This is a genomic window from Mesorhizobium sp. LjRoot246 (assembly GCF_964254115.1).
In the GTDB taxonomy this organism is placed as follows: Bacteria; Pseudomonadota; Alphaproteobacteria; order Rhizobiales; family Rhizobiaceae; genus Mesorhizobium.
The window spans coordinates 2,121,330-2,143,335 of sequence record NZ_CAXUSN020000001.1; the positions used below are offsets into that span (position 1 = coordinate 2,121,330).

A 22,006-nucleotide genomic window follows, 5' to 3' on the forward strand; every position below is an offset into this window, starting at 1 on the left:
CGAAACCTGCCCGTTCGGCTGGGCAAATCCTGGAGGCATTGATGTTCGATCCCAAGAAGCTTCTCGACGATCTGCTCGGCTCGCAAATTCCCGGCACCAGCGGCACCGTTCGCGACAAGGCGGGTCAGGCCGTGCAGATGGCCAAGGACAATCCGCTGGCCGCCGGGGCACTGGCCGCCGTGCTGCTCGGAACCGGTGCCGGCCGCGAGGTGACGGGCGCTGCGGTGAAGCTTGGTGGACTGGCCGCGATCGGCGGCCTCGCCTACAAGGCCTACCAGAACTACAAGGCCGGCAACGCACCTGCGGAAGCGCCGGCGGCCGGCGAACCGGAATTGCTGCCGCCGCCCAAGGACACCGCCTTCCACCCGTCGCAGGCGCCGCAAGGCGAGGACGAATTCACCCTGACCCTGATACGAGCGATGATCTCGGCGGCGAAGGCCGATGGCCATATCGACGATGACGAGCGCCAGAAGATCGCCGGCAAGCTCAGCGTGGCCGGCATAGGCTCCGATGCCGAAAAATTCCTGATGGCTGAGCTGGCAAGTCCGCTCGACCTCGACAGGCTCGTGGCCGGCGCCAAGACCGATGCGCAGAAGCTCGAACTCTACACGGCGTCGCGCCTGACCATCGATCCCGACACGCGTGCCGAGCGTGGCTATCTTGACCTGCTTGCCGGCCGGCTTGGCCTGCCGGACACGCTGGTCGACCATGTCGAGGCGACGGTTTCGGCGGCCAAGGTACCAGCCAAGGCTGGAACCTCACCCAATCCGCGCTGGTAGGCCAAAACGGCACAGGAGGCACTTTCCGCGTTAACCTTTCGTTAACCCAGCAAGCGCATCATTCTAGACAGTCGGATCGGCTTTTCCTCCTCCCAAGCCCGGTTCAGATCAGGGCGGTCGCCAATGACCGCCCTTTTTTGTCGGTCCGATCGGTGGACTCGCTTGCCATCGCAGCCGTCATTTGCGATGCCTTCCTTTTTCGAGCCAAACCCCGAAAATCAGTCGAGCAAGCGCAGCGCTGCCGGAGGACAGTCATGACCGAGCAAAGAACCGCCATCGTCACCGGCGCCGGCACGGGCATCGGCAAGAGCGTTGCCACGGCGCTTCTCAAGGCCGGCTGGAACACGGTGTTCTGCGGACGCCGCAAATCCGTGCTGGATGCAGCCGTGGCTGAGGCTGGCCCCACCGATGCCAAGGCATTGGCGGTTGCCTGCGACATCTCCAAGGCTCAGCAGGTCGACGATCTGTTCGAGACGGTGGCGGAGGCCTTCGGCCGTGTCGACCTGCTCTTCAACAATGCCGGCATGGGCTACAAATCGACGCCGATCGACGAGATCCCGGTCGAGGTGTGGAACGATATTGTCGGGGTCAATCTCACCGGTTCGTTCCTGTGCGCCCGCGCCGCCTTCGGCGCCATGCGCAAGCAGAGGCCGATGGGCGGCCGCATCATCAACAACGGTTCGGTATCGGCCTATGCGCCACGTCCAGGCTCGGTCCCCTACACCGCGACCAAGCACGCTATCACCGGACTGACCAAGACGCTGGCGCTCGACGGCCGGCCCTATGACATCGCCTGCGGCCAGATCGACATCGGCAACGCGCTGACCGACATGGCGCAGCCAATGACGGTCGGCGTGCCGCAGGCCAACGGCTCGATATCAGCCGAGGCGGTTATGGATGTTCAGCGCGTAGCCGACGCCGTCGTCCACATGGCAAGCCTGCCGCTCGATGCCAACGTGCTGTTCATGACCGTGATGGCGACCAAGATGCCATTTGTCGGGCGCGGCTAATCATTCTCCCGGTAGCTCTGCGCCGGGCAGATAGAGCGCGATGGGACGGATCTCGTAAACGGCGGTCGGATTGACACGGCGAAAGTCACGCGCAATGGCGATCGCATCGTCGCGCGTCGCGCAGTCGACGACATAGAGACCGAGAAGCTGTTCCTTGGTCTCGGCGAAGGGGCCGTCAATGATGATGCCGTCGCCGGGTCCGCGCAAGGTAAAGGCCGATTGTGTCGCGCCAAGCCGTGCGGACGGGCCAAGGCTGCCATCGGCGTAGAGCCCGTCATGTATCTTCAGCAGATCGGCCATAAGTGCCGCATCTTCCTGCGGCGTCAGCGCCTTGATCGCATCTTCCACGTGATAGGCAAGGATTGCATAGAACATCTGGCGTCCCCTTCGGTCGTCAACCAAGCAAGGTCGATCGTAGCCGGTTTCAGCATTGTCGCCCAGCTTGCCTATGTGATCGTCAACGGGACGGCTTCGCTGCCTGCTCGACAAGCCAGTCGACAAAGCGCCCGATGACCGGATTCGCCAAGCCTTCCTCGTGGCATATGCAATAGTAGTTTCGGGCGGCCGCCGTAAATAGCGTCAGAGGCTGAACAAGGCGCCCCTCGTCGAGGTCGCGGAAGGATATTATGTCGTTGGTCAGCGCAACGCCGTGACCATCGCGGGCTGCCTGAAGCACCATGGCAAAATTATCGAAATAGATATCGGATTGCACGGCGTGCGGCACCCTGGCCTGCATCAGCCAGCGCCTCCACTGACTGCCGTCATCCTCATGCAGCAGTCGATGATGAAGGACGTCGCGCGGCTCGCGAATGCCGTTCGGGCCGCGCAGCAATTGCGGGCTACAGACCGGTGCCGCGTGCATGCTGTGGAGCAGCTGCCATGAGAATCCTGGCCAGGGCGGACTGCCGTAGACGATGGCAACATCGACCTTTCGCCAGTCCACCTCCTCGAATGCCACCGCAGTGAGCATCTGCATACGAATGTCCTGGTTGGCATCCAGGAACTGAAAAATCCGGGCTGCCAGCCATGTCGTTCCGAAAACCGAAGGTGCCGATACGCGCAGCTCGGCCTTGGCCGTAGTGGTATAGGCATTGGCGGATATTTCACGGATCGAGTCCGCGATCTGATGCATGGCCATGCCGACGCTCTTCTGCAGCGTGGCCCCCCGCTCTGTCAGCACGAGGCGGCGGCCGCTTTTCCTGAAAAGGTCGATACCCAGCGAGAGCTGCAAGGCGCGCAGCTGCTGACTGATGGCGCCTGGCGTCACATGCAGCTCGGCGGCGGCGGCCGCGACGTTGCCTAGCCGCGACACGCTTTCGAAGGCTCTTAGCGAATGCAGAGATGGATCGGCCACACAGCACCTTAGTTTAGAAAAACTGTTCTTTCATGCCGTTAAAGATTTAGCTTGTCTCATGAGAATTGCAACATATGGTCGAAGACAGCCACAAGCAGGCATCGCAAAAACAAAAATGGGGAACTCGGATATGCTTCACGCACGCATCACCGTTGCGGCGAAAATCGCCTTTGGCGGGCTGGTCGTCACGACCCTTTTCGCCACCATGCCGGCGGCACAGGCCGCGGATTCCAACCTGGTCCGGGACGGGGTCCTGAACGTCTGTACCGGCGGCGATTTCCCACCCATGCAGTATTACGAGAATCCGGGTGACGAGAAGCTCGTCGGTTTCGAAGTCGATGTCGTCGACGCCATCGCCAAGCGGTGGGGTGGCACCACCAGATATGTGGTCGGCGACTTCAAGGGGCTCTTGCCGTCCCTGGGCGCCGAGCGCTGCGATCTCGTTGCAAGCGGCATCATGGTGACCAAGGAGCGCCTCAAGGCCTATGATGCCGTTCCTTACTTCGTCTCCAACGTCGTGATGGTGACGGCTGCCTCGGATTCCGAGACCAAGTCGCCGCTTGGCCTCAGCGGCAAAGTGCTGTCTATCGAGGCGGGTACCACCTATGAAAAGACGGCTGCGGACCTGAACCTCGAACTGGCGAAAGCCGGCAAGCCACCAGCTGAGATACAGACCTACCCTTCAGCCTCGGCGGTCATCGAACAGATTCTGGTCGGCCGTGCCGCGGCGACGATTACCCAGGACACCACGGCGGCATTCCGTCTCAAGCAGATGCCGGGCCGGCTGCAAATTCCGTACAATTATGGCGACGGCGAAACCTACGGGATCTATCTGAGAAAGGGCGGGGACAACCGCGCGGCATTGGTGGAGGCTATCGAGGCGCTTCAGGCTAGCGGCGAGATGAAGACGCTGCTGCAGAAATGGAATCTTCCCGAGACCGCCACCGACGTCAAACACGCGACCAATTGAGGGGAAGGCGGTGTTCGACAGCAAGCTCTTCCTGGCGGCGTTGTTCGGCTGGCCCCTTGCCAAGGGGGCATTGCTCACCTTGGTCCTCTCGGTTCTGGTGATGTCTGTTGCCCTAGCGATATCCTTGGCAACGGCGGCGCTGGCCACGTCGAAGCGGCGTTGGATTCGTGTGTCGATCGCCACCTTTGTCTGGCTTTTTCGCGGAGCGCCGGCGCTACTCGTGCTGCTGTTCGTGTGGAATGGGCTGCCGCAAATCTCGGCGGTGTTCCGATCGAGCTGGTTCACGCCGTTCATCGCCGCCTTTCTTGCCTTGACGTTGATCCAGATTGCCTACCTGACCGAGATCCTTCGCAGTTCCTATGCATCCATCGGCAAGGGACAATCGGAAGGCGCGGCGGCACTTGGCTTGCACCGAGGCCAGATATTCTTCCTGGTCATCTTGCCCCAAGCGCTTCGCGTCGCGTTGCCGTCACTGGTCAACGAGTTCATTTCGCTGCTGAAGGCAACGTCGCTGGCGACGGTCATCTCGCTCAAGGAGCTTATGACGGTTACCCAGTTCGCGATCGCCACCAGCTTTCGTTTCCTGGAATGGTATGGCGCCGCGCTGATCTACTACATGTCGATGGTTTCGGTTCTGACCGTCTTTCAGATGAAGCTCGAGCGGATGCTTGCGCGGGGACATCGATGATGTCGCTCGCCCCCCTCGGCGACGCTCGTGCTTCCGACTGGTTTTCATGCGAAACCTTGGGGCAGGGCATCACGCGGCTATGGGAACCGCAAGTCCATCCTTTTTTCAGAAGCAACGTCTTCCATGTTAGGGGGCGCGACGGCGATCTCGTCATCGACGGTGGCATGGGTCTCGTGCCGCTCAGGCCAGTGCTGGGCCTGTTGCCAGGCAAGCCGGTGGTGGCCGTGGCAACGCACGTCCATGTCGATCATGTCGGCGCGCTGAGCGAATTTCAGACCAGGCTCGGCCATCGGGCCGAGGCTGCCTTCTTCGCGGACATGGCTGACGAACACACGCTGGCCGGCTATTTTCGCGAGATGGCGGACGGGCTCGATCATCTGCCCTACAAGCACTGGTCCCAGCAATCCTTCCATGTCAAACCGGCGCCACTGTCTAGAATCCTCGATGACGGCGATATCGTCGAAACCGGCGACAGGTCGTTTCGCGTCCTGCATCTGCCGGGTCATTCGCCGGGGTCGATCGGCCTTCTCGATGAACTCAACGGCGACTTTCTGACCGGCGATGCGATCTATCGCGGCCGATTGGTCGACGATCTCCCGGGGTCGGACGTGCCGGCCTATCGGAAAACCATGCATCGGCTTTTGCAAATAGAGTTCGGCCGAGCCTATTGCGGGCATGGCGAAACGATCGATCAGGACGAGTTGCGATCGATCGCAAGAACCTATCTCGATAGCCCGAACTGAGCGTCACTTCGCCAGGAACGCTCCGATCCGCTCCAGCGCCCGCAAGATGTTCTCTTCGGAATTGGCGTAGGAGAGCCTGATATAGCCTTCGCCGAGAATGCCGAAATCGGGGCCGCCGATCAGCGCCACGCCGGCATCGTCGAGCAGCGCCGAAGCGAGCTTCTTGGCCTTCCAGCCGGTCTTCGAGACGTTGGGGAAGGCGTAGAACGCGCCCTTGGGCGTGATGCAGGAAATGTTGGGTAGTGCGTTCAGTCCCTCGACGACGATCTTCCGGCGGCGGTCGAAGGCGCGCATCATCTTGTCGACGTCGTCCTGCGGGCCGTCGATCGCCGCGATGCCGGCAAATTGGCTCGGCGCGTTGACGCAGGACCAGCAATTGACCGCCAGCTTGCGCACCTTGTCGTAGAGATGGGCGCCCTTGTCGCCGTTCGGCCAGATCGACCAGCCCATGCGCCAGCCGGTCATAGCCCAGGTCTTCGACCAGCCATTGAGCACGATCAGCCGGTCGCGAATCTCGGGAAAACCAAGCAGCGAACAATGGGTTTCGCCGTCATAGGTCATGACGTCGTAGATCTCGTCGGAGAGGATGGCGACCTGCGGATGCGCCTCCAGCCCCTTCACCAGCTTCTCGATCTCGGCGCGGGGTGTCACGCCGCCGGTCGGATTGGCCGGCGAGTTGAGGATCAGCAGCCTGGTCTTCGAGGTGATCAGCGCCAACGTCTCTTCGGCCGAGAAGGCGAAGCCATTTTCCTCGCGCATCGGCACCGGAATGGGTGCCGCACCGGTGAACTCGATCATCGAGCGATAGATGGGAAAGCCCGGATCGGGATAGAGGATCTCGGCGCCGGGCTCGCCGAACATCAGGATCGCGGCGAACATGGTCGGCTTGCCGCCGGGCAGGATCATCACCGTTTCGGGCGATATTTCGACACCGGTGGTGGTCAGCGTGCGCCGCACCACCGCCTCGCGCGTCGCCAACAGGCCATTGGCCGGCGTGTAGCCGTGGTGGCCGTCACGCAGCGCCTGGATCGCCGCCTCGACAATGTGCTGCGGCGTCTTGAAGTCGGGCTGGCCGATGCCGAGATTGACAATGTCGCGGCCTTGTTGGGCCAGCGCCGTGGCCCTCGCGAGCACGGCAAAGGCGTTTTCCTCGCCGAGACGGTCGAAGGCCGAAATCGTGTGGAGCATTTTTCCCGTCCGTGTGGTTCTTGCTGTTGGGTCGCGTTTTTGTGAGCCTCAGGACGCAAAAGTCAAACGGATTGGAGCTTTCGGTGTCGGAAAATCTGAAAGGTTGGCAACCGCGTCCGCGGCCCGAGCGCAAGGCCATCGACGGAAGCTATGTCCGGCTCGAGCCGCTGAGTGCTGCAAAACACGGCGACGGCCTCTATGAAGCGTCCTCCGTGTCCGATGTCGATGGCCGCTTCGCCTGGCTGCCCGACTATCCGCCGGAGAGCCGCGCGGCCTTCCAGCCATGGCTGGACAAGGTCGAGGCGAGCGAGGATCCGTTGTTCTTCACCGTCATCGACAAGGCCAGCGGCAAGGTCGCCGGACGCCAGACGCTGATGCGCATCGATCCGGCCTACGGTGTCATCGAGATCGGTAACATCTATTGGGGACCGCTCATCTCGCGCAAGCCGGGAGCGACGGAAGCGCAGTTCCTGTTCATGAAGTACATCTTCGACGAGCTCGGCTATCGCCGATACGAATGGAAGTGCAACAACCGCAACGAACCGTCGAAGCGGGCGGCCGAACGGTTCGGCTTCAAGTTCGAGGGCATTTTCCGCCAGCATCTCATCGTCAAGGGTGAAAACCGCGATACGGCATGGTATTCGATCATCGACAAGGAGTGGCCGGCGCTGCGTAAGGCCTATGAGGCTTGGCTCGATCCGGCCAATTTCCATGGCGACGGCCAGCAGAAGCGACGGCTCGAGGATTTTCGTGCTGATTTCGGCGCGTAACGGGAGTTTGCCATTGGCGCATACGCACGATCACGGCGGGCATGATCACACAGGGCATGATCATGGGCCAGGTCATGTGCATGGCTCGACCGACAAGAAACGCGTTCTTATTGCGGCCTGCCTGACCGGCGGCTTCATGGTCGCCGAGGCGCTTGGCGGCATCCTCACCGGCTCGCTGGCGCTGCTGGCCGACGCCGGCCACATGCTCGCTGACTCGATCGCGCTCGGCCTTGCCTGGTACGCGTTTCATCTTGCGGGCCGGCCGGCGACCGTTCGCCTTACCTATGGCTTCGGCAGGGTCAAGACGCTGGTGGCCTATACAAACGGCATTGCCATCTTCGTCATCGCGCTGTGGATCGTCTATGAGGCCTGGGGGCGCCTGCAGGCACCGGCGCCGGTGCTTGGCGGGCCGATGCTGGTGGTGGCGATCCTCGGCTTGCTGGTGAACATCGGTTCGTTCTTCGTGCTGCATGGCGGCGACCGTGAAAACCTGAACATGCGCGGCGCCATCCTGCATGTGCTCGGCGACCTCTTAGGCTCGGCGGCCGCCATCGCGGCGGCGCTGGTCATCCTGGCGACCGGCTGGACACCGATCGATCCGATCCTGTCGGTCCTGGTTTCGCTGCTGATCCTCTACACGGCATGGTCGCTGATGCGTGAAGCCGCCCATGTCCTGCTCGAGGGCGTGCCGCCAAGCCTCGACCGCGATCTGATCGCCAGGGATATCGAGGCGACGGTCCAGGGCGTGCGCGAAGTACACCACATGCATGTCTGGTCGCTCGACGGAACCAGCAACATGGCGACGCTGCATGTCTGTCTCGACGAGGGCGTCGATGCGCATCATGCGGTCAGCGCCGTCAAGAAGCGGCTTGCCAGCGAGCACGGCATCAGCCATGCCACCGTGGAACCGGAATTCGGACAGTGCGCCGACGATGGCGACGATCACGGGTACGAACGCGAAGCGGCTGCATATCACGACCACCATCACTAGGATCGGATCGATCGATGTCGATTGGTCCTGTGTCAGGAGTTGCAAACCTTGAAAACCAGCTTGATGAACGCCCGCTGCCCGGACGCGGCATGATGGATCGCGACACCAGGAACGCGGCCATCGCCGCCGTGTGGATCATGCTGTTGTTCGGCATCGGCGCCTTCTATCTGCCAACGATAATGCTGGCGCTGGGCAGCCTTTCGACCGTGCTGGCGGCCGCCTTTGGCATCGTCTTCGTGCTGGCGTTCTTCTCGGTGTTCTGGCTGCGCGCGCGCAGCCAGCGCAAAAACCAGGGTAAATAGGCAAGGGATTTCGACATGCGCATTCTGATCACCGGCGCCGCGGGTATGGTCGGCCGCAAGCTCATCGCCCGGCTGGCCAAGGACGGCACGCTGCGCGGCCGCAAGATCGCCGCGCTCGACCTGCACGACATCGTGCCGCCGCAGGCACCTAGCATGGACGGCGTCAGCGTCACGCTGCACACCGGCGATCTTGCCGAGGCGGGGGCCACTGAGCGCCTGGTCGCATCGCGGCCCGATGTCGTCTTCCATCTCGCGGGCATCGTGTCGGGCGAGGCCGAAGCCAATTTCGATCTCGGCTACCGCGTCAATCTCGACGGCACTCGCGCCCTGTTCGATGCAATCCGGCTGGCAGGCTTTGCGCCACGCGTCGTCTTCACCTCGTCGATCGCGGTGTTCGGCGCGCCGTTCCCGGATGTCATTCCTGATGAATTCCATCCGACGCCGCTGACCTCCTACGGTACGCAGAAGCAGATGAGCGAGGCGCTGCTGGCCGACTATTCCAGGCGCGGTTTCTTCGACGGCATCGGCATCCGGCTGCCGACCATCTGCGTGCGGCCGGGCAAGCCAAACAAGGCGGCGTCGGGTTTCTTCTCCGGCATCATCCGCGAGCCCTTGAGCGGCCACGAGGCGATCCTGCCGGTGCCGCGCTCGGTCGTGCACACCCACGCCAGCCCGCGCTCGGCGGTGAACTTCCTGATCCATGCAGCGGAGATCGATGGTGCGGCAGTCGGGCCGCGCCGCAACCTGACGATGCCTGGCGTCGCGGTCACCGTCGGCGAGCAGATCGAGGCGCTGGAACGCATCGCCGGGCCGAAGGCGGTAGGCCTAATCCGTGAAGAGCCGGACGAGACGATCTGGGCGATCGTCAAGGGCTGGCCGACACGGTTCGAGGCAAAGCGGTCGAGGAAATTAGGCTTCAGCGCCGAAAAGAGTTTTGACGAGATCATCCGCGCGCATATCGAGGATGAGCTGGGCGGCAAACTTTGAGCTAGGCGATCATTGTTTCGGCAGAGAATCCAGCTCTGCGCCCCGCCGGGCAAAGAATTTCGTTTTTATGCCAATGTAGGCCAAAGCAATCAGTAGCCCTATTCCGACATATACGCTCTCAGCCAGAACTGTCACGACAAGAACCGAGGCAAAACCGCTCCCAACAATGAGCCCGAAGAGGAGGGAGTACGGTTTGCCTTTTCCTCCCCATCCAGCCGCGATTGAAATCACGACCCAGACCAGAAATATAAAGGTGGGGATTCCCCAGTCAGACTGCCAAAACGGGCGAAATACCACTCCTGCAATGACGGCCGGGATGCCGAACGCCATACGCAACAAAAGCGTCTTGAAGTCTTTGTTCATCGCGAAATGCCCCCCACGAGCAGACACTCTGACAGGAAAGGCGACAACTCGTTAAAATACCCTCTTTGCCATCCTAGAAATGGCAACTTGGAGAGCTTGATAGACGTAATCCGGGTAAGTCTTAGAGCTCAGAGACTTGACGCTGCTCAGGCACCGGCCAGGCTTGCCGACAGCAGCAGCAGTCCGAACAGGAACACGAAGGCGGCGCCGCCGATCTCGACGATCGAGTGGATGCGGTTGCCCATGCGGCCGTCGCCGGCGAAATACACCGCCCAGTTCTTGGCGGTCACCGCAAGCGTTGCAAGCGCCGAGACGGTGATGGCGGTGCCCAGCGACATCGCCAGCACCGACAGCAGGCCGCCGAGCCAGAGTCCGTTGAGCAGGGCGAAGCTGAGCACGATCAGCGCGCCGGAGCAGGGGCGGATGCCGACCGCTGCCACCGCCGTCCAGGCCGTGCGCCAGTCGAAGCGGTCGCCCGACAGCAGCGCCGGATCGGGTGCGTGCGAATGGCCGCAGGTTTCGCAGACTTCGCCGGCCGCGTGATCGTGTTCGGCATGATCGTGATGATCGTGCGAAGGGCCGTGCACATGGTCATGCGCGTGTGGCGCGTGCGAATGAGCATGCGCCGAATGGCTGTGAGCTGCATGAGAATGACCGGCATGCGAATGCGCGCCGTGCGAATGACCCCCGTGAGAATGACCGGCGTGAGAATGGCCGGCATGAGCCGCCGACAGGCTGTAGGCCGGGCCTCTTCCAAACAGACGGAGGATGGAAGGGCCGAGCTTGCGCCACAGCAGCCAGGCGCCAAAGATGGTGACGAAGACAAAGCTCATGATTTCCATGAACCAGGCTGCGTCCGTCATCGAGACAGCGGTGCCACGCAGGACGAAATAGGCGACCCCCATCACCGCGATCGCGGTCAGGCCCTGCAGCAGCGCCGAGACGAAGGACAGCAAAATGCCGCGCCGCAGCGCCACTTCATTGGCAACCATGTAGGACGAGATCACCGCCTTGCCGTGGCCGGGACCGGCGGCATGGAAAATGCCGTAGGCGAAGGACAGGCCGATGAGTATCCAAATTTTGCTGCCGTCCTGGCGCATCGCCTTCATCGCCGTTGCCAGCGCGCGGTAGAATTCCTGCTGCTTGAGATTGATCCACATCAGGATGTGGGCAAACGGGCCGGTGGTGGGCGCCATGCCGTCGTTGACGCCGATGCCGAGCGAACTCTGGGCATGAGCGGCGTCGGCAAAATGCATCATGATGACAGTGAGGGCCAACAGGCCGAATGCCAAACGCAGGGACGGTTTCGTCACCGGCTTCATCCTTCTGGCTGACAGGTCAGTTCGAGCTTGGTGGCGAAGATCTTGCTCATGTCGGTGCCGGTCGGATCGTTGAAGAAGGCATCGGTGAGGGTCTTCTGGTTTTCCTTGATGGCCTCGTCCGGGTCCGGACGGACCACCTTGCTGGTGCAGTTCGACGGCAGGCCTTCAACGGTGATGTTGGAATCCTCGGTGAAGTCTATCGCTGTGTAGAATGTCGGATCGTAGACGCCGATATCGATCTTGCCGTTGAGCTTGATCGGCACCTTCGGCTCGGACTCGAACAGGATGATCAGCTGGTCGTTGTCGAAATTGGCCATCAAATGCGGCGGCGGCGTCATCGCCACGTCCTTGCCGTCGACGGTGACGAGCTGGAAGTAATTGAACTCGGCCAGCGAGGCATGAACGGTATCGGCGACCTCCTTCAGCTCCTTGTCGTCGAGCTTCAGGTCGGAGTTCTTGTCGAACTCCATCATCACCGTCGAGGAAAACAGATCGTCGAAGCGCCAGAGATGACGCAGCGCTTTCACACTTTGGTGATCCGGGGAGAGGATCACGTCGAGGCGGGCCTCGGCGAAGACATGCGGATGCACGTAAGCCGGTCCAGTGGCGGCAAAGGTAGCCGCCAAGGCCGAAGCCAGCATGATTGCGTGCTGTTTCAGGTGCATTCTCGGTCGTGATTCCATCGGCCTCGGAGAGATGTCGAGAGTTACCAGAAAGGGGGCGAAATTGGGACCGCGAGACGATTGACGCCGGTCAGCTAGCCTCGTGCGTCTTGAACCACTGCACCAAAAAGTCGACGAAGACGCGGACTTTCGCCGGCAGATAGCGGCGATGCGGGTAGACGGCGAAGATGCCGCCGCCCGACAGGATGCGGTCATCCATCACCGCCACCAGCCGGCCGCTCGCGAGATCGGGGGCGGCGATGAAATCCGGCAGGACGGTAAATCCGAGCCCCGCCACGGCCGCGGCTCTCGCCGTCATCGGGCTGTTGACCTCGACCGGACCCGACACCGAAACGCTCACCGGATCGCCATTGTCGCCCTTGAATGGCCAGTTGTTCAGTCCGCGGCCATTGGTGTCGACGATACAAGGCATGCGGCTGAGATCCTGCGGCCGTGTCGGCATGCCATGTTTGGCGATCAGTTCGGGGGAGGCGCAGAGCTTTATCGAAAACGGCGCCAGCCGCCTGGCGATCAGCGACGAGTTCTCCAGCCGCGAGATGCGCACCGCAAGGTCGAAGCCTTCCTCGACCAGATCGACGAAGCGGTCGTCGAGCTGGATGTCGAGCACGATGTCGGGATGCTGCTTGGCGAAGTCGATCAAGGACTGGCCGATCGGCGCGTCGGCGAAGGTGCGCGGCGCCGACAGCTTGATCCGGCCGCGCACGTCGCCGGAGGATTCGCGCACGGCGTCGGCAAGGCTGTCGACCTCGCGCACGATCTCCGAGGCGCGCCGGTAGTAGGTGTGGCCGGCCTCGGTCATCGAGAACTGGCGCGTGGTGCGGTTGAGCAGCAATGCGCCGAGTTCGTCCTCCAGCTCGCGCACATATTTCGACAGCAAGGCCTTGGAACGGCCGATCTTGCGCGCCGCCGCGGAAAAGCCCTCGGCCTCGACCACGTCGATGAAAGCGCGCATGCGGGTCAGTGTGTCCATGGTCAGGCCTTTCGTGCGGCGTCGAGAAGTTTCCGCCCGAGCCGTATCAGGGCAATGTCGCTGCCGGAAGGGCCAAGCAGCGACAGGCCGAACGGGGCGCCGGCGACCGCGCCGATAGGCAAGGTGATTTGCGGAAATCCGGACAGGCCGGCCAGGCACAGAAGCTGCAGCGCTCGTTCGCGATAGGCCTGGAACTGCTCCGGCGTGCTGTCCACGTAAGGTGCCGGCCCTGGAACCGTCGGCATGACGAGAAACCCGTCCTTGCCGAGTAGGGCGCTCAGTTCGCCGCGAAAGGTCAGCCGGCGCACTTTCTCTGCCTGCGCTGCCTTGTCGTCGACGGCACGGCCAAAGCCGAAGCGCTCCTCGACACCGGGACCGAGGTCGCGCTCGCCGCTGGTGATCCATTCGCCATGCACTGCCCAGGCTTCCTTGGCCTGCAGCCGGCGAAAGCACCAGTAGAGTTCATCGGGAGATGAGGTGAAGCGTGTCGTTGCCGTCGTCGGCGTGCCGAAGATCGCACCCGCCAGTGCCTTCATTCCGGCATATTCGGCAAGTGCCGGGCGGGCGACCAACCCGTCGAGCCAGTCCAGCGCCAGCGGCCGCTCCAGTGTGTGCTGGTGCGGGTCGCGGCCGAGCAGCAGCTTGCCGACGGTCTCATAGGTCTCGATGTCGTCGGCGAACCAGCCGAAGGTGTCGAAGCTCGGCGCCAGCTTCATCGTGCCGTCGAGCGAGATGCGGCCATGCGTGGTGCGCAGGCCGATCAGCCCGCAAAAGCTCGCCGGCGCGCGGATCGAGCCGCCGGTGTCGGAGCCGGTGGCGATGTCGGCCAGCCTGCCCGCCACGGCCGCCGCCGACCCCGATGACGAGCCGCCGGTGACGCGGTCGGGTGCTGCCGGGTTCACTGGAAACGAGAAATGTGCATTCTGGCCGAACAGCGCGAAGGCAAGCTCATCGGTCTGGGTCTTGCCGATGAAGCGCGCGCCGGCATCGAGAATCATCTGCACGGCAGGTGCGGTGCGCGAGGCCACATGGCTTTCGGCGAATTTTTGCAAATTGCCGCAGCCAGTGCGGTAGCCCGCGACATCGTAGATGTCCTTGACCGCCAGCCGCAGGCCGGCCAGCGGGCCAAGCTCGGCATGTGCCACCGGCATCTGGCGAAGATCGAGAAAGGCGTTGAGAGGGCCGTGCGTGCCTGTCATCGTTCGATATCCGGATACGGTTGCCGCAACATCGTTCGATGGCAGAAATTTTACAACCTTGGATGCGATTTTTATTGATTGTGAAACCCATCGCCCTTATATCGCGCTTGCCCAAAGTCGCACGTGCCTGTGGGTGTCCGCCGATCCTCGAATGGTGAGGGAAATCGGTAAGGTAACTGGAGCCAACCCCTCCAGTCGGTCTAGCGGCCAACCGCCAGCCCGAGGACACCTTGAAGCAACGACGGTGCGGGCCTTTCTGGTGTTCTGCCGGTTGTCCAAAAACCGGGGTTACTGAAGAGGCACACCTTCATTGCCGGCAGTGCGGACGGGTCTCCCATCCAAGCCAAGGCAGACAAAGCGAACCGAGGCCGGGCAAGGCCAAGGTTCACCGCCGCGAGACGGCGCTTCATGGTTCCGGGGTCTCCACCGGCTGGTTCCATGAATTTCCGTCCCGCCTTTGTCCACCGCGAGTTCGCGAGGCCGACAGCCCGCGTCCCGCAGCCTTATTGCGCGCCGAAAGGCGCTGATGGAGAGACCCCGATGGCCACCCAGCGCATCCTTGACTTCCTCGCCACCCGACGTCCGACCGGCCCCTGCCTCGTCGTCGACCTCGATGTCGTGCGCGACAATTTCCGCGCTTTCGAGAAGGCGCTGCCCGATTCCAAGATCTACTATGCGGTGAAAGCAAACCCGGCGCCGGAAATCCTGCGCCTGCTTGCTGCGATGGGTTCGTCCTTCGACACCGCTTCCGTTGCCGAAGTCGAGATGGCGATGGACGCCGGTGCGCCGGCGGACCGCATCTCCTTCGGCAACACCATCAAGAAGGAGCGTGACATCGCACGCGCCTACCAGCTCGGCATCCGCCTGTTCGCCGTCGACTGCGTCGAAGAGGTCGAGAAGATCGCTCGCGCCGCTCCAGGCTCCCGCGTGTTCTGCCGCGTGCTGACCGATGGCGAGGGCGCCGAGTGGCCGCTGTCGCGCAAGTTCGGCTGCGTGCCGGCGATGGCCGTCGACGTGCTGCGCCATGCCAAGGGGCTCGGCCTCGACGCCTATGGCGTGTCGTTCCATGTGGGCTCGCAGCAGACCGACCTGACCGCCTGGGACCGTGCGCTGGCCGACGCCAAGGTGGTGTTCGCGACGCTCGCCGAGGAAGGCATCGTCTTGAAGATGGTCAATATGGGCGGCGGCTTCCCGACGCGCTATCTGCGTGACGTGCCGGCGGCGCAGGCCTATGGCCAGGCGATCTTCTCGGCGCTGCGCAAGCATTTCGGCAATGCTCTTCCCGAAACCATCATCGAGCCGGGTCGTGGCATGGTCGGCAACGCCGGCGTCATCAAGTCGGAAGTCGTGCTGATCTCGAAGAAGGCAGCCAACGACAATGTGCGCTGGGTGTTCCTCGACATCGGCAAGTTCGGCGGCCTGGCCGAGACGATGGACGAGGCGATCCGCTATCCCCTCGTCACCGCGCATGACGGCACGGAGACAGCACCCTGCGTGCTCGCCGGCCCGACCTGCGATTCGGCCGACGTGATGTACGAGAAGACGCCCTATCCGCTGCCGCTGTCGCTGACGATCGGCGACGAGGTGCTGATCGAAGGCACTGGCGCCTACACGACCACCTACTCGGCGGTCGCCTTCAACGGCTTCGAGCCTCTCCGATCCTACGTGATCTGACGGTTCGAAAGAACCAGTCAGATCATCCTGCGCGGGCGAAGAGATCGCCCGCCTGGGCTCGCCTGTGGAACAGCCTCCGCTCGCCAGGGATCACGGAAATGGAAATGTCAGTTGAAATCTTGGGCCACTCGCCGGCCTTTGTAATGGTCGCCGAAACCGCCGCCGATGTCGCGGCGCGCGAGGCGTTGCTCGATCGAGCCATGGGGCCGAAGCGACGGAAAAAATCGTCGGAGAAGCTGCGGCGTGGCCGTCGTCCTTCGGAAGGCTTGGCCTTCGTCGCGCGCGACGCATCGGGCGGCGTGGCCGGCACCGTGCGGCTGTGGGATGTCACGCTGGGCGAGGGCGGCCCGGCAGCGTTGCTGCTTGGACCGCTCGCCGTCGATCCATCGCTGAAGAGTGCCGGCATCGGCTCGGCGCTGATGCGCCAGGCCATCGCCGAGGCGGCCCGCCTCGGTCACGCCGCGATCCTTTTGGTCGGCGATCCACCCTACTACGGTCGCTTCGGCTTCTCTGCCGCCAGGACCGGCTCGCTGGCCATGCCGGGACCCTATGAGCGGCACCGCCTGCTGGCGTTGGAACTGGTGGACGGCGCGCTTGATGGCGTCGAGGGCACGCTGAAGGCGGCGGGGCGCAAGCTGAAGGCGCAGGAACTGAATTCGGCGGCTTGATGCTTCAGGCCGCCTGAAGCGGCGCGCCTTCATTCAAAACACAAACGCCGCTCATCGGGCGCCCATCGAGCGGCGTTTGTGTGTCTGGGAGTGATCAGCCGATCAGCTGGCTGAGCGCCATGGCGACGGTCATGTCGCCTTCGACCTTAATCTTGCCGGTCATGAACGCCATGGTCGGGTTCAGGTCGCCTGATATCAGCGAATCCAGATCGTCGAGCGACAGCTTGATGGTGCAGTCGGCGGGCGCATCTGATGTCGAGACGGTCGCGCCGTCGATGACGATGACGCCGTCGCTGCCGGTGTCGAATTTCACGGAACGATCGAACCCGCTGCTGGCCACACGCGACTTGATCTTCTCGGCAATCTCCTGAACGCTCACGCTGTTCTCCTTGTCTGGTTGCATCTGTCTCGCAACGGCGCTTCGATCCAGCCGAAGCCCATGCCGCGATTTCGCGATCACGGTCGCTGCCGCATATAGCTTTGGGTTGACGTTTACGTCAACGCGGATTCCGGTGGTTGGTTCCTGCCCTCGCGGCAGATGGCCGATGGGGTCGGGGTCTATGAGCCGGGCAACTCAGTGTTCCTTGAACGCCTTGGTCATTTCGCTCGCTGTCTCGCTTTTCTTACGGCGCAGCCAGTTGTCGCGGATTTCGTCCTTTGACAGGAAATTGACCTGGTCGATCAGAACCTCATGCACCAAAGGGGCGCCGACGCGCGCGTTGACGGTATCGCGGATCGCGACACGGAAGGCATCGAGATCGATCGTCGCCTTGTTGGTGAAGTCGATCTGCGGGTTGGAATAGAGGTAGGAATAGACCTGGTCGGTGATCAGCGCTTCCGCCGGAATGGACAGCTTCTTTATCTGCTCGGGTTCGACCGTGTAGACAAGCTTGGTCAGAAAATAGCCGCCGATCTCAGAATCGCGGATCAGCGGCACCGAAATGATGTCGGTCTTGACGTAGTCGAGGCCGCCCAGCATCGGCTTCGGCTTTTCGCCGACACCGCGCTCGCCGGCCGCCTGGAACGAATAGAACACGGCGCCCAGCGTGGCGGCGCAGATCCAGACGGCGATGGCGATGACCTTGATCATTAGGCCTTGCCATCCCCTTGGTCATTCCCGTGCGATGGCATGATCGTCGAAGCGTTCCCTGCGTTCGACATCATGACTTCATCCAGCCGAATTCGCCGGCTGAATAGGTGCCGTCGGTTTCCGCGCGCTGGATGGCGTGCCGCAGCAGGCTGGCGACTTCGTTGACCGCGCTGAGATGCGCCAGGATCGCCGCCTCGTTCTTCGCCAGCTTGTGGCGCAACCGGGTCAGGCCCTCTCGGTGCTGTTCGAGGAATTCGGCTTCGCTGCCGCCCTTCATGGCGCGGGTCAGCTCGTAGAGGTAGCGGCTCTTGCGGGCGTTGGATGCCTTGAGATCATAGTTGGTGGCGTTGCGGATGCCGGCCGTCTCTTCCTCGACCACTTCCTCGATGCGGCCGATGATGGCGGCGAGGTTGCCAGGCCGCGCGAACGGGATCGGCGCTTCCGAAGCGGTCGTGCGTGCCGGCAGGTTGGCGGCGAATTCCGAAAAGTCGGCCATGGCGTTTCCCAGTTTAGATCTTGATGTTTGTTTTTATGGTTGTCTCGTCGCCGGTCATCGACCCCGCAGCCTTGCGCTGCAATTGGTGGACCAGCGAGGTCGACAGGCTACTCTGTCGATCGATCTCGGTCTTTTCCGGACCGCCCGAGACCGGACCGACAGGCACGACGCGCTTGCCTTCGACATAGTGGTCGGCCAGCATCGACTTGGCGATGCCGATGCCGCCGCGCTCGGCCATCACGTCGGCAACGCGCTCGGCAAGCTGCGATTTCCACATGTCGCCGGCCAGGCCCTTGCCGTAGACGCCCTCGGTGTCCTTGGGCAGCATGTTCTGGATGAAGGTCTGCAGCACCATCGCCTCGAACTTCTTGAATTTCTTGGCGGGATCGGTTGCCTCGGCGGCCTTGTCGGCGGTGGCGCGCGACAGGATCGAACCGGCATCGACCGAAGCGGCGGTATCGACTAAAAACGTCTCCCCGGCGCCGCCGGCCCGCTTCGCCAGCGCGGTGCGGGCGGCCTCGATGTCCGTCGGGTCGACGGCTCGGGCCACATCCATAACGATGTCGCTGGGTGGAGAAATCGCCAAGAAAGTCCGCCTTTTATCGGTTTTCCTTAGCCAGACCATGCCTCAACAAGCTTGTGGCAGGCTTGCGCGGGTGGGCAGGGGCGGAAGGCGAAAACCGCTGCTGCACTTGACTTGCTCATATTAATGATAATAAATCATACATATTGTCGTTGAAAAAAGACGGCCTGTCTGGGAGGACCAATGAAAATTACGGCCATCAAGGCGTTGGTCTGCAATGCGGAAATGCGCAATTGGGTCTTCGTGCGGGTCGAAACCGACGAGCCCGGTTTGTTTGGCTGGGGGGAGGCAACGCTGGAATGGAAGACGCGTGCCGTCGTCGGCGCCCTTCAGGACCTGGAGGCACTGCTCATCGGGCAGGATCCGCGCAATGTAGAACATTGCTACCAGATTCTGACGCGCCACGGCTTCTGGCGTCTTGGCGTCGAGGGAATGTCCGCAGTCAGCGGCATTGAGATTGCGCTCTGGGACATCCTGGGCAAGTCATTGGGTGTCCCGGTCTGGCGCCTTTTGGGCGGCCGGGTTCGCGACTATCTGCGCACCTACACGCACCTCGGCCTAGGAGACATGAAGGCGGTCTATGAGACCGGATCCGCCGACACGATTGTCGAACGCGGACGCATCGTGACGCAGGCAGGCTATGACGCGGTCAAGGTCGTCTGCATTCCCTACACCCACTACGTCTCGCCCGCGAAGGCGGTGGACGCCGTTGCCAATATGGTTGGCGCGCTGCGCGAAGCCGTCGGTCCCGATATCGACATCATGGTCGACTTTCATGGTCGCCCGGCGTCCGTCAACGCTGCGATGGACTACCTCAAGGCGATCGAGCCGGCCCGCATCATGTTCGCCGAAGAACCGGTGCCGCCCGAAGATGTGGCCGGCCTAGCGCATATCACTGCGCGATCGACTGTGCCGATCGCGTCCGGCGAGCGGCTGATCGGGCGTCGCGAATTCGCGCACTCGATCGCGGCGCGCGCCTTCAACATCGCCCAGCCCGATATCTGCCATACCGGCGGTCTGCTCGAGACCAAGAAGATCGCGGCTCTGGCGGAAACGGCGGGCATCGGTCTTGCGCCGCACAACCCGCTCGGCCCGATCGCTGGCGTCGCTGCGCTTCACTTCGGCGTATCGACCCCAAACGTCATCATCCAGGAAGAGATGTCGGGCGCGGTCGCCTGGTACGACGACGTCGTCAGTTGGCCGATTCAGCGCAAACCAGGCCGCTGGGACGTGCCCGAACTGCCGGGCCTCGGCGTCACCGTCAATGAGGATGTCGTCGCGCGCCACCCCTTCAAGCAGGAAGTACTGCATGCCCGCAACGCCGTCATGCCCGACGGCACCGTGGTCGATTGGTGAGCGCCATGACAGGCAGGCTTCAGGGAAAGATCGCAATCGTCACGGGCGCCGGCCAAGGCATTGGTGCCGCCAGCGCCCGGGCCTTTGCCGCGCAGGGGGCAAAGGTTGTCATCGCCGAGCTGAATACGGCAAGCGGCAGCGCAATCGCCGACGAGTTGCGTGCCCAGGGCGCCGAAGCCCTTTTCGTCGAAACCGATGTCACCGACGCATCGGCGGTCGCCGACATGGTCGCCCGGACGATCGCGACCTATGGCGGCGTCGACGTTCTCGTAAACAATGCCGGCGCCAACGTCTTCCACGAACCGTTGCTGATGCCGGATGAGGAATGGGACCGTTGCCTCAAACTCGACCTCCAGGCTGCGTGGTTCTGCGCCAGAGCAGTTCTACCGACGATGCTGGCCAATGGTTCGGGGTCTATCGTCAACATAGCGAGTTGCCACGCTTTCAAGATCATTCCCCATACATTCCCTTATCCGGTCGCCAAGCACGCGCTTGTCGGCCTGACGCGCTCCCTCGCCATCGAATATGCGGCGCGCGGCATCCGCGTGAACGCGATTGCCCCCGGCTATGTCGAGACGCCGATCGCTGAAGCCTATTGGAACACATTTCCAGACCCCGCCGAGGAGAAGCGGCGGGCCTACGACCTTCATCCGCCCAAGCGCATTGGCCGGCCGGACGAGGTTGCAATGACGGCGGTTTTCCTCGCTTCGGACGAAGCGCCGTTCATCAATGCCGAGACAATCACCATCGATGGTGGACGCTCGGTTCTCTACCACGACTGAAAAGCAGTTCTCAGGGAGGATCCATATGAAAACGACGACAAAGGCTCTCGCAACATTTGCAATATTGACCGCCGGACTGATGGGTGGCGCGGCAAGCGCCGACGACATCAAGATAGGCTACATCAACAAGATGGGTGACCATCCATGGTTCGTCGCCGAAGTTGGCGGCGCCAAGAAAGCGGCTGAGACGGCCGGCGCCACCTTCGTGTCACAGGACGTCCAGTTCGATGCCAACCTGACGATCACCACCTTCGATACGATGGTCGGCGATGGCGTCAAGGGCATCGCAATCGTCGTTCCCGACAAGGCACTGGGACCGGTCATCGCCGAGAAGGCCAAAGCGGCGAAAATCCCCCTGGTGGCGGTCGACGACGACATCTACTATCAGGACGGCACCCAGGTCCCCTATGTCGGCATGAATGCCTACAATATTGGTGCGCGGGTGGGCGAAGAGCTGGCCAAACTCTACAAGTCCGACGGCTGGGCCGGCAAGGAGGTGCGTATCGCCTCGATCGAGGATCGCAAGGCCGATACCTGCATGCAGCGCAACAAGGGTGCCGAAGAAGCGTTCCTGAAGGCGGTGCCCGATTTCAAGCCGGCAAACATCGTTCGCGTCCCCTACGACAACACGATGGTCAACGCCATCGACGTCATGACCACCACACTGACGGCCAATCCCAGCGTCACGAACTGGATCTTTTATTCCTGCAATGATGATGGCGTGCTGGGCGGGGCGCGGGCATTGGAGAACGCCGGCTATACCCCAGACCAGGGCATGGGCATCGGCATTGACGGCAGCCGCGCCTGTGAGGCCTTCGGATCGGGAAAGCCTTCGGCATTCCGTGGTACGATGTGGCTCAATTCGGCAAACCATGGCGCGCTGGCGGTGAAGATCCTGCTGGCCTCAATCAAGGATGGAACGAAGCTGCCGGTTCAGTCTTTCACCGACCCGGAATACATCACTGCCGATAATTTTGCATCGGACTACAAAGCCAAGCTCTGCCACTGAACCGGGTTATGCGTCATGCGCCCCAAGGC

Annotated in this window: 26 protein-coding genes; 14 read left to right on the forward strand and 12 right to left on the reverse strand. The window is 62.4% G+C overall.

What is annotated here, in order from left to right; translation table 11 throughout:
* Positions 1-41 precede the first annotated feature (41 nt).
* On the forward strand, positions 42-779 hold the full coding sequence (locus tag ACSQ3L_RS10205; protein WP_436159826.1) for a tellurite resistance TerB family protein: 738 nt from the start codon (positions 42-44) through the stop codon (positions 777-779).
* 254 nt (positions 780-1,033) lie between these two features.
* Entirely contained in the window at positions 1,034-1,789 is a 756-nt protein-coding gene (locus ACSQ3L_RS10210; protein WP_436159827.1) for an SDR family oxidoreductase, read from the forward strand.
* Here the strand turns inward: ACSQ3L_RS10210 and ACSQ3L_RS10215 are convergent, their stop codons facing one another.
* Positions 1,790-2,164, reverse strand: coding sequence for a YciI family protein (locus ACSQ3L_RS10215; protein WP_436159828.1), 375 nt, complete (start codon positions 2,162-2,164; stop codon positions 1,790-1,792).
* Positions 2,165-2,246: 82 nt separating this feature from the next.
* On the reverse strand, positions 2,247-3,143 hold the full coding sequence (locus tag ACSQ3L_RS10220; RefSeq protein WP_436159829.1) for a LysR substrate-binding domain-containing protein: 897 nt from the start codon (positions 3,141-3,143) through the stop codon (positions 2,247-2,249).
* A 130-nt stretch (positions 3,144-3,273) separates the two neighbouring features.
* Here ACSQ3L_RS10220 and ACSQ3L_RS10225 point away from each other — a divergent pair, with 130 nt between their 5' ends.
* From ACSQ3L_RS10225 to ACSQ3L_RS10235, 3 genes are read left to right on the forward strand one after another with little or no spacing between them, the layout of a single operon-like run.
* Positions 3,274-4,113: a transporter substrate-binding domain-containing protein gene (locus tag ACSQ3L_RS10225; protein ID WP_436159830.1), complete on the forward strand. Its 840-nt coding sequence runs from the start codon at positions 3,274-3,276 to the stop codon at positions 4,111-4,113.
* A 10-nt stretch (positions 4,114-4,123) separates the two neighbouring features.
* The gene (locus tag ACSQ3L_RS10230; protein WP_436159831.1) at positions 4,124-4,801 is read left to right on the forward strand and encodes an amino acid ABC transporter permease; all 678 of its coding nucleotides are present in this window, start codon (positions 4,124-4,126) and stop codon (positions 4,799-4,801) included.
* On the forward strand, positions 4,801-5,544 hold the full coding sequence (locus ACSQ3L_RS10235) for an MBL fold metallo-hydrolase (protein WP_436159832.1): 744 nt from the start codon (positions 4,801-4,803) through the stop codon (positions 5,542-5,544). Before ACSQ3L_RS10230 ends, ACSQ3L_RS10235 begins: the two co-directional genes overlap by 1 nt.
* A 3-nt stretch (positions 5,545-5,547) precedes the next feature.
* Here ACSQ3L_RS10235 and ACSQ3L_RS10240 read toward each other — a convergent pair whose 3' ends face one another.
* Positions 5,548-6,732 carry a pyridoxal phosphate-dependent aminotransferase gene (locus tag ACSQ3L_RS10240; RefSeq protein WP_436159833.1) on the reverse strand — a complete coding sequence of 395 codons (1,185 nt, stop codon included), beginning with the start codon at positions 6,730-6,732 and terminating at the stop codon, positions 5,548-5,550.
* A gap of 83 nt (positions 6,733-6,815) precedes the next feature.
* On the opposite strand from ACSQ3L_RS10240, the gene ACSQ3L_RS10245 reads away from it, so the two are divergent.
* From ACSQ3L_RS10245 to denD, 4 genes are all read left to right on the forward strand, one after another.
* On the forward strand, positions 6,816-7,502 hold the full coding sequence (locus tag ACSQ3L_RS10245) for a GNAT family N-acetyltransferase (protein ID WP_436159834.1): 687 nt from the start codon (positions 6,816-6,818) through the stop codon (positions 7,500-7,502).
* A gap of 13 nt (positions 7,503-7,515) precedes the next feature.
* Positions 7,516-8,493, forward strand: coding sequence for a cation diffusion facilitator family transporter (locus ACSQ3L_RS10250; protein WP_436159835.1), 978 nt, complete (start codon positions 7,516-7,518; stop codon positions 8,491-8,493).
* An 89-nt stretch (positions 8,494-8,582) separates the two neighbouring features.
* Positions 8,583-8,795 carry a hypothetical protein gene (locus tag ACSQ3L_RS10255; RefSeq protein ID WP_436159836.1) on the forward strand — a complete coding sequence of 71 codons (213 nt, stop codon included), beginning with the start codon at positions 8,583-8,585 and terminating at the stop codon, positions 8,793-8,795.
* A 15-nt stretch (positions 8,796-8,810) separates the two neighbouring features.
* Entirely contained in the window at positions 8,811-9,782 is a 972-nt protein-coding gene (denD, locus tag ACSQ3L_RS10260; protein WP_436159837.1) for a D-erythronate dehydrogenase, read from the forward strand.
* Between the two features lie 9 nt (positions 9,783-9,791).
* On the opposite strand, the gene ACSQ3L_RS10265 is transcribed toward denD, so the two are convergent.
* From ACSQ3L_RS10265 to ACSQ3L_RS10285, 5 genes are all read right to left on the reverse strand, one after another.
* Positions 9,792-10,145: a hypothetical protein gene (locus ACSQ3L_RS10265; RefSeq protein ID WP_436159838.1), complete on the reverse strand. Its 354-nt coding sequence runs from the start codon at positions 10,143-10,145 to the stop codon at positions 9,792-9,794.
* Between the two features lie 146 nt (positions 10,146-10,291).
* Positions 10,292-11,467 carry a nickel/cobalt transporter gene (locus ACSQ3L_RS10270; protein ID WP_436159839.1) on the reverse strand — a complete coding sequence of 392 codons (1,176 nt, stop codon included), beginning with the start codon at positions 11,465-11,467 and terminating at the stop codon, positions 10,292-10,294.
* On the reverse strand, positions 11,464-12,132 hold the full coding sequence (locus ACSQ3L_RS10275) for a DUF1007 family protein (RefSeq protein WP_436159840.1): 669 nt from the start codon (positions 12,130-12,132) through the stop codon (positions 11,464-11,466). Before ACSQ3L_RS10275 ends, ACSQ3L_RS10270 begins: the two co-directional genes overlap by 4 nt.
* A gap of 88 nt (positions 12,133-12,220) precedes the next feature.
* Positions 12,221-13,120 carry a LysR family transcriptional regulator gene (locus ACSQ3L_RS10280; RefSeq protein WP_436159841.1) on the reverse strand — a complete coding sequence of 300 codons (900 nt, stop codon included), beginning with the start codon at positions 13,118-13,120 and terminating at the stop codon, positions 12,221-12,223.
* A 2-nt stretch (positions 13,121-13,122) separates the two neighbouring features.
* Entirely contained in the window at positions 13,123-14,319 is a 1,197-nt protein-coding gene (locus ACSQ3L_RS10285; RefSeq protein ID WP_436159842.1) for an amidase, read from the reverse strand.
* 540 nt (positions 14,320-14,859) lie between these two features.
* On the opposite strand from ACSQ3L_RS10285, the gene odc2 reads away from it, so the two are divergent.
* A complete protein-coding gene (gene odc2 / locus ACSQ3L_RS10290) occupies positions 14,860-15,993 on the forward strand; it encodes an ornithine/lysine decarboxylase (RefSeq protein ID WP_436159843.1) in 1,134 nt (377 codons plus the stop codon).
* 98 nt (positions 15,994-16,091) lie between these two features.
* Positions 16,092-16,661: a GNAT family N-acetyltransferase gene (locus ACSQ3L_RS10295; protein ID WP_436159844.1), complete on the forward strand. Its 570-nt coding sequence runs from the start codon at positions 16,092-16,094 to the stop codon at positions 16,659-16,661.
* A 94-nt stretch (positions 16,662-16,755) separates the two neighbouring features.
* Here ACSQ3L_RS10295 and ACSQ3L_RS10300 read toward each other — a convergent pair whose 3' ends face one another.
* The 4 genes from ACSQ3L_RS10300 to ACSQ3L_RS10315 form a co-directional block, all read right to left on the reverse strand.
* Positions 16,756-17,040 carry an SCP2 sterol-binding domain-containing protein gene (locus tag ACSQ3L_RS10300; protein WP_436159845.1) on the reverse strand — a complete coding sequence of 95 codons (285 nt, stop codon included), beginning with the start codon at positions 17,038-17,040 and terminating at the stop codon, positions 16,756-16,758.
* 195 nt (positions 17,041-17,235) lie between these two features.
* Positions 17,236-17,751, reverse strand: coding sequence for a hypothetical protein (locus tag ACSQ3L_RS10305; RefSeq protein WP_436159846.1), 516 nt, complete (start codon positions 17,749-17,751; stop codon positions 17,236-17,238).
* 70 nt (positions 17,752-17,821) lie between these two features.
* The gene (locus ACSQ3L_RS10310; RefSeq protein ID WP_436159847.1) at positions 17,822-18,247 is read right to left on the reverse strand and encodes a hypothetical protein; all 426 of its coding nucleotides are present in this window, start codon (positions 18,245-18,247) and stop codon (positions 17,822-17,824) included.
* A gap of 13 nt (positions 18,248-18,260) precedes the next feature.
* On the reverse strand, positions 18,261-18,872 hold the full coding sequence (locus tag ACSQ3L_RS10315; protein WP_436159848.1) for a rod-binding protein: 612 nt from the start codon (positions 18,870-18,872) through the stop codon (positions 18,261-18,263).
* Between the two features lie 141 nt (positions 18,873-19,013).
* Between ACSQ3L_RS10315 and dgoD the strand changes: the two genes are divergently transcribed.
* From dgoD to ACSQ3L_RS10330, 3 genes are read left to right on the forward strand one after another with little or no spacing between them, the layout of a single operon-like run.
* A complete protein-coding gene (dgoD, locus tag ACSQ3L_RS10320; protein ID WP_378982856.1) occupies positions 19,014-20,186 on the forward strand; it encodes a galactonate dehydratase in 1,173 nt (390 codons plus the stop codon).
* A gap of 5 nt (positions 20,187-20,191) precedes the next feature.
* Positions 20,192-20,968: an SDR family oxidoreductase gene (locus tag ACSQ3L_RS10325; RefSeq protein WP_436159849.1), complete on the forward strand. Its 777-nt coding sequence runs from the start codon at positions 20,192-20,194 to the stop codon at positions 20,966-20,968.
* 25 nt (positions 20,969-20,993) lie between these two features.
* Positions 20,994-21,977, forward strand: coding sequence for a substrate-binding domain-containing protein (locus ACSQ3L_RS10330; protein WP_436159850.1), 984 nt, complete (start codon positions 20,994-20,996; stop codon positions 21,975-21,977).
* Positions 21,978-22,006: the final 29 nt, after the last annotated feature.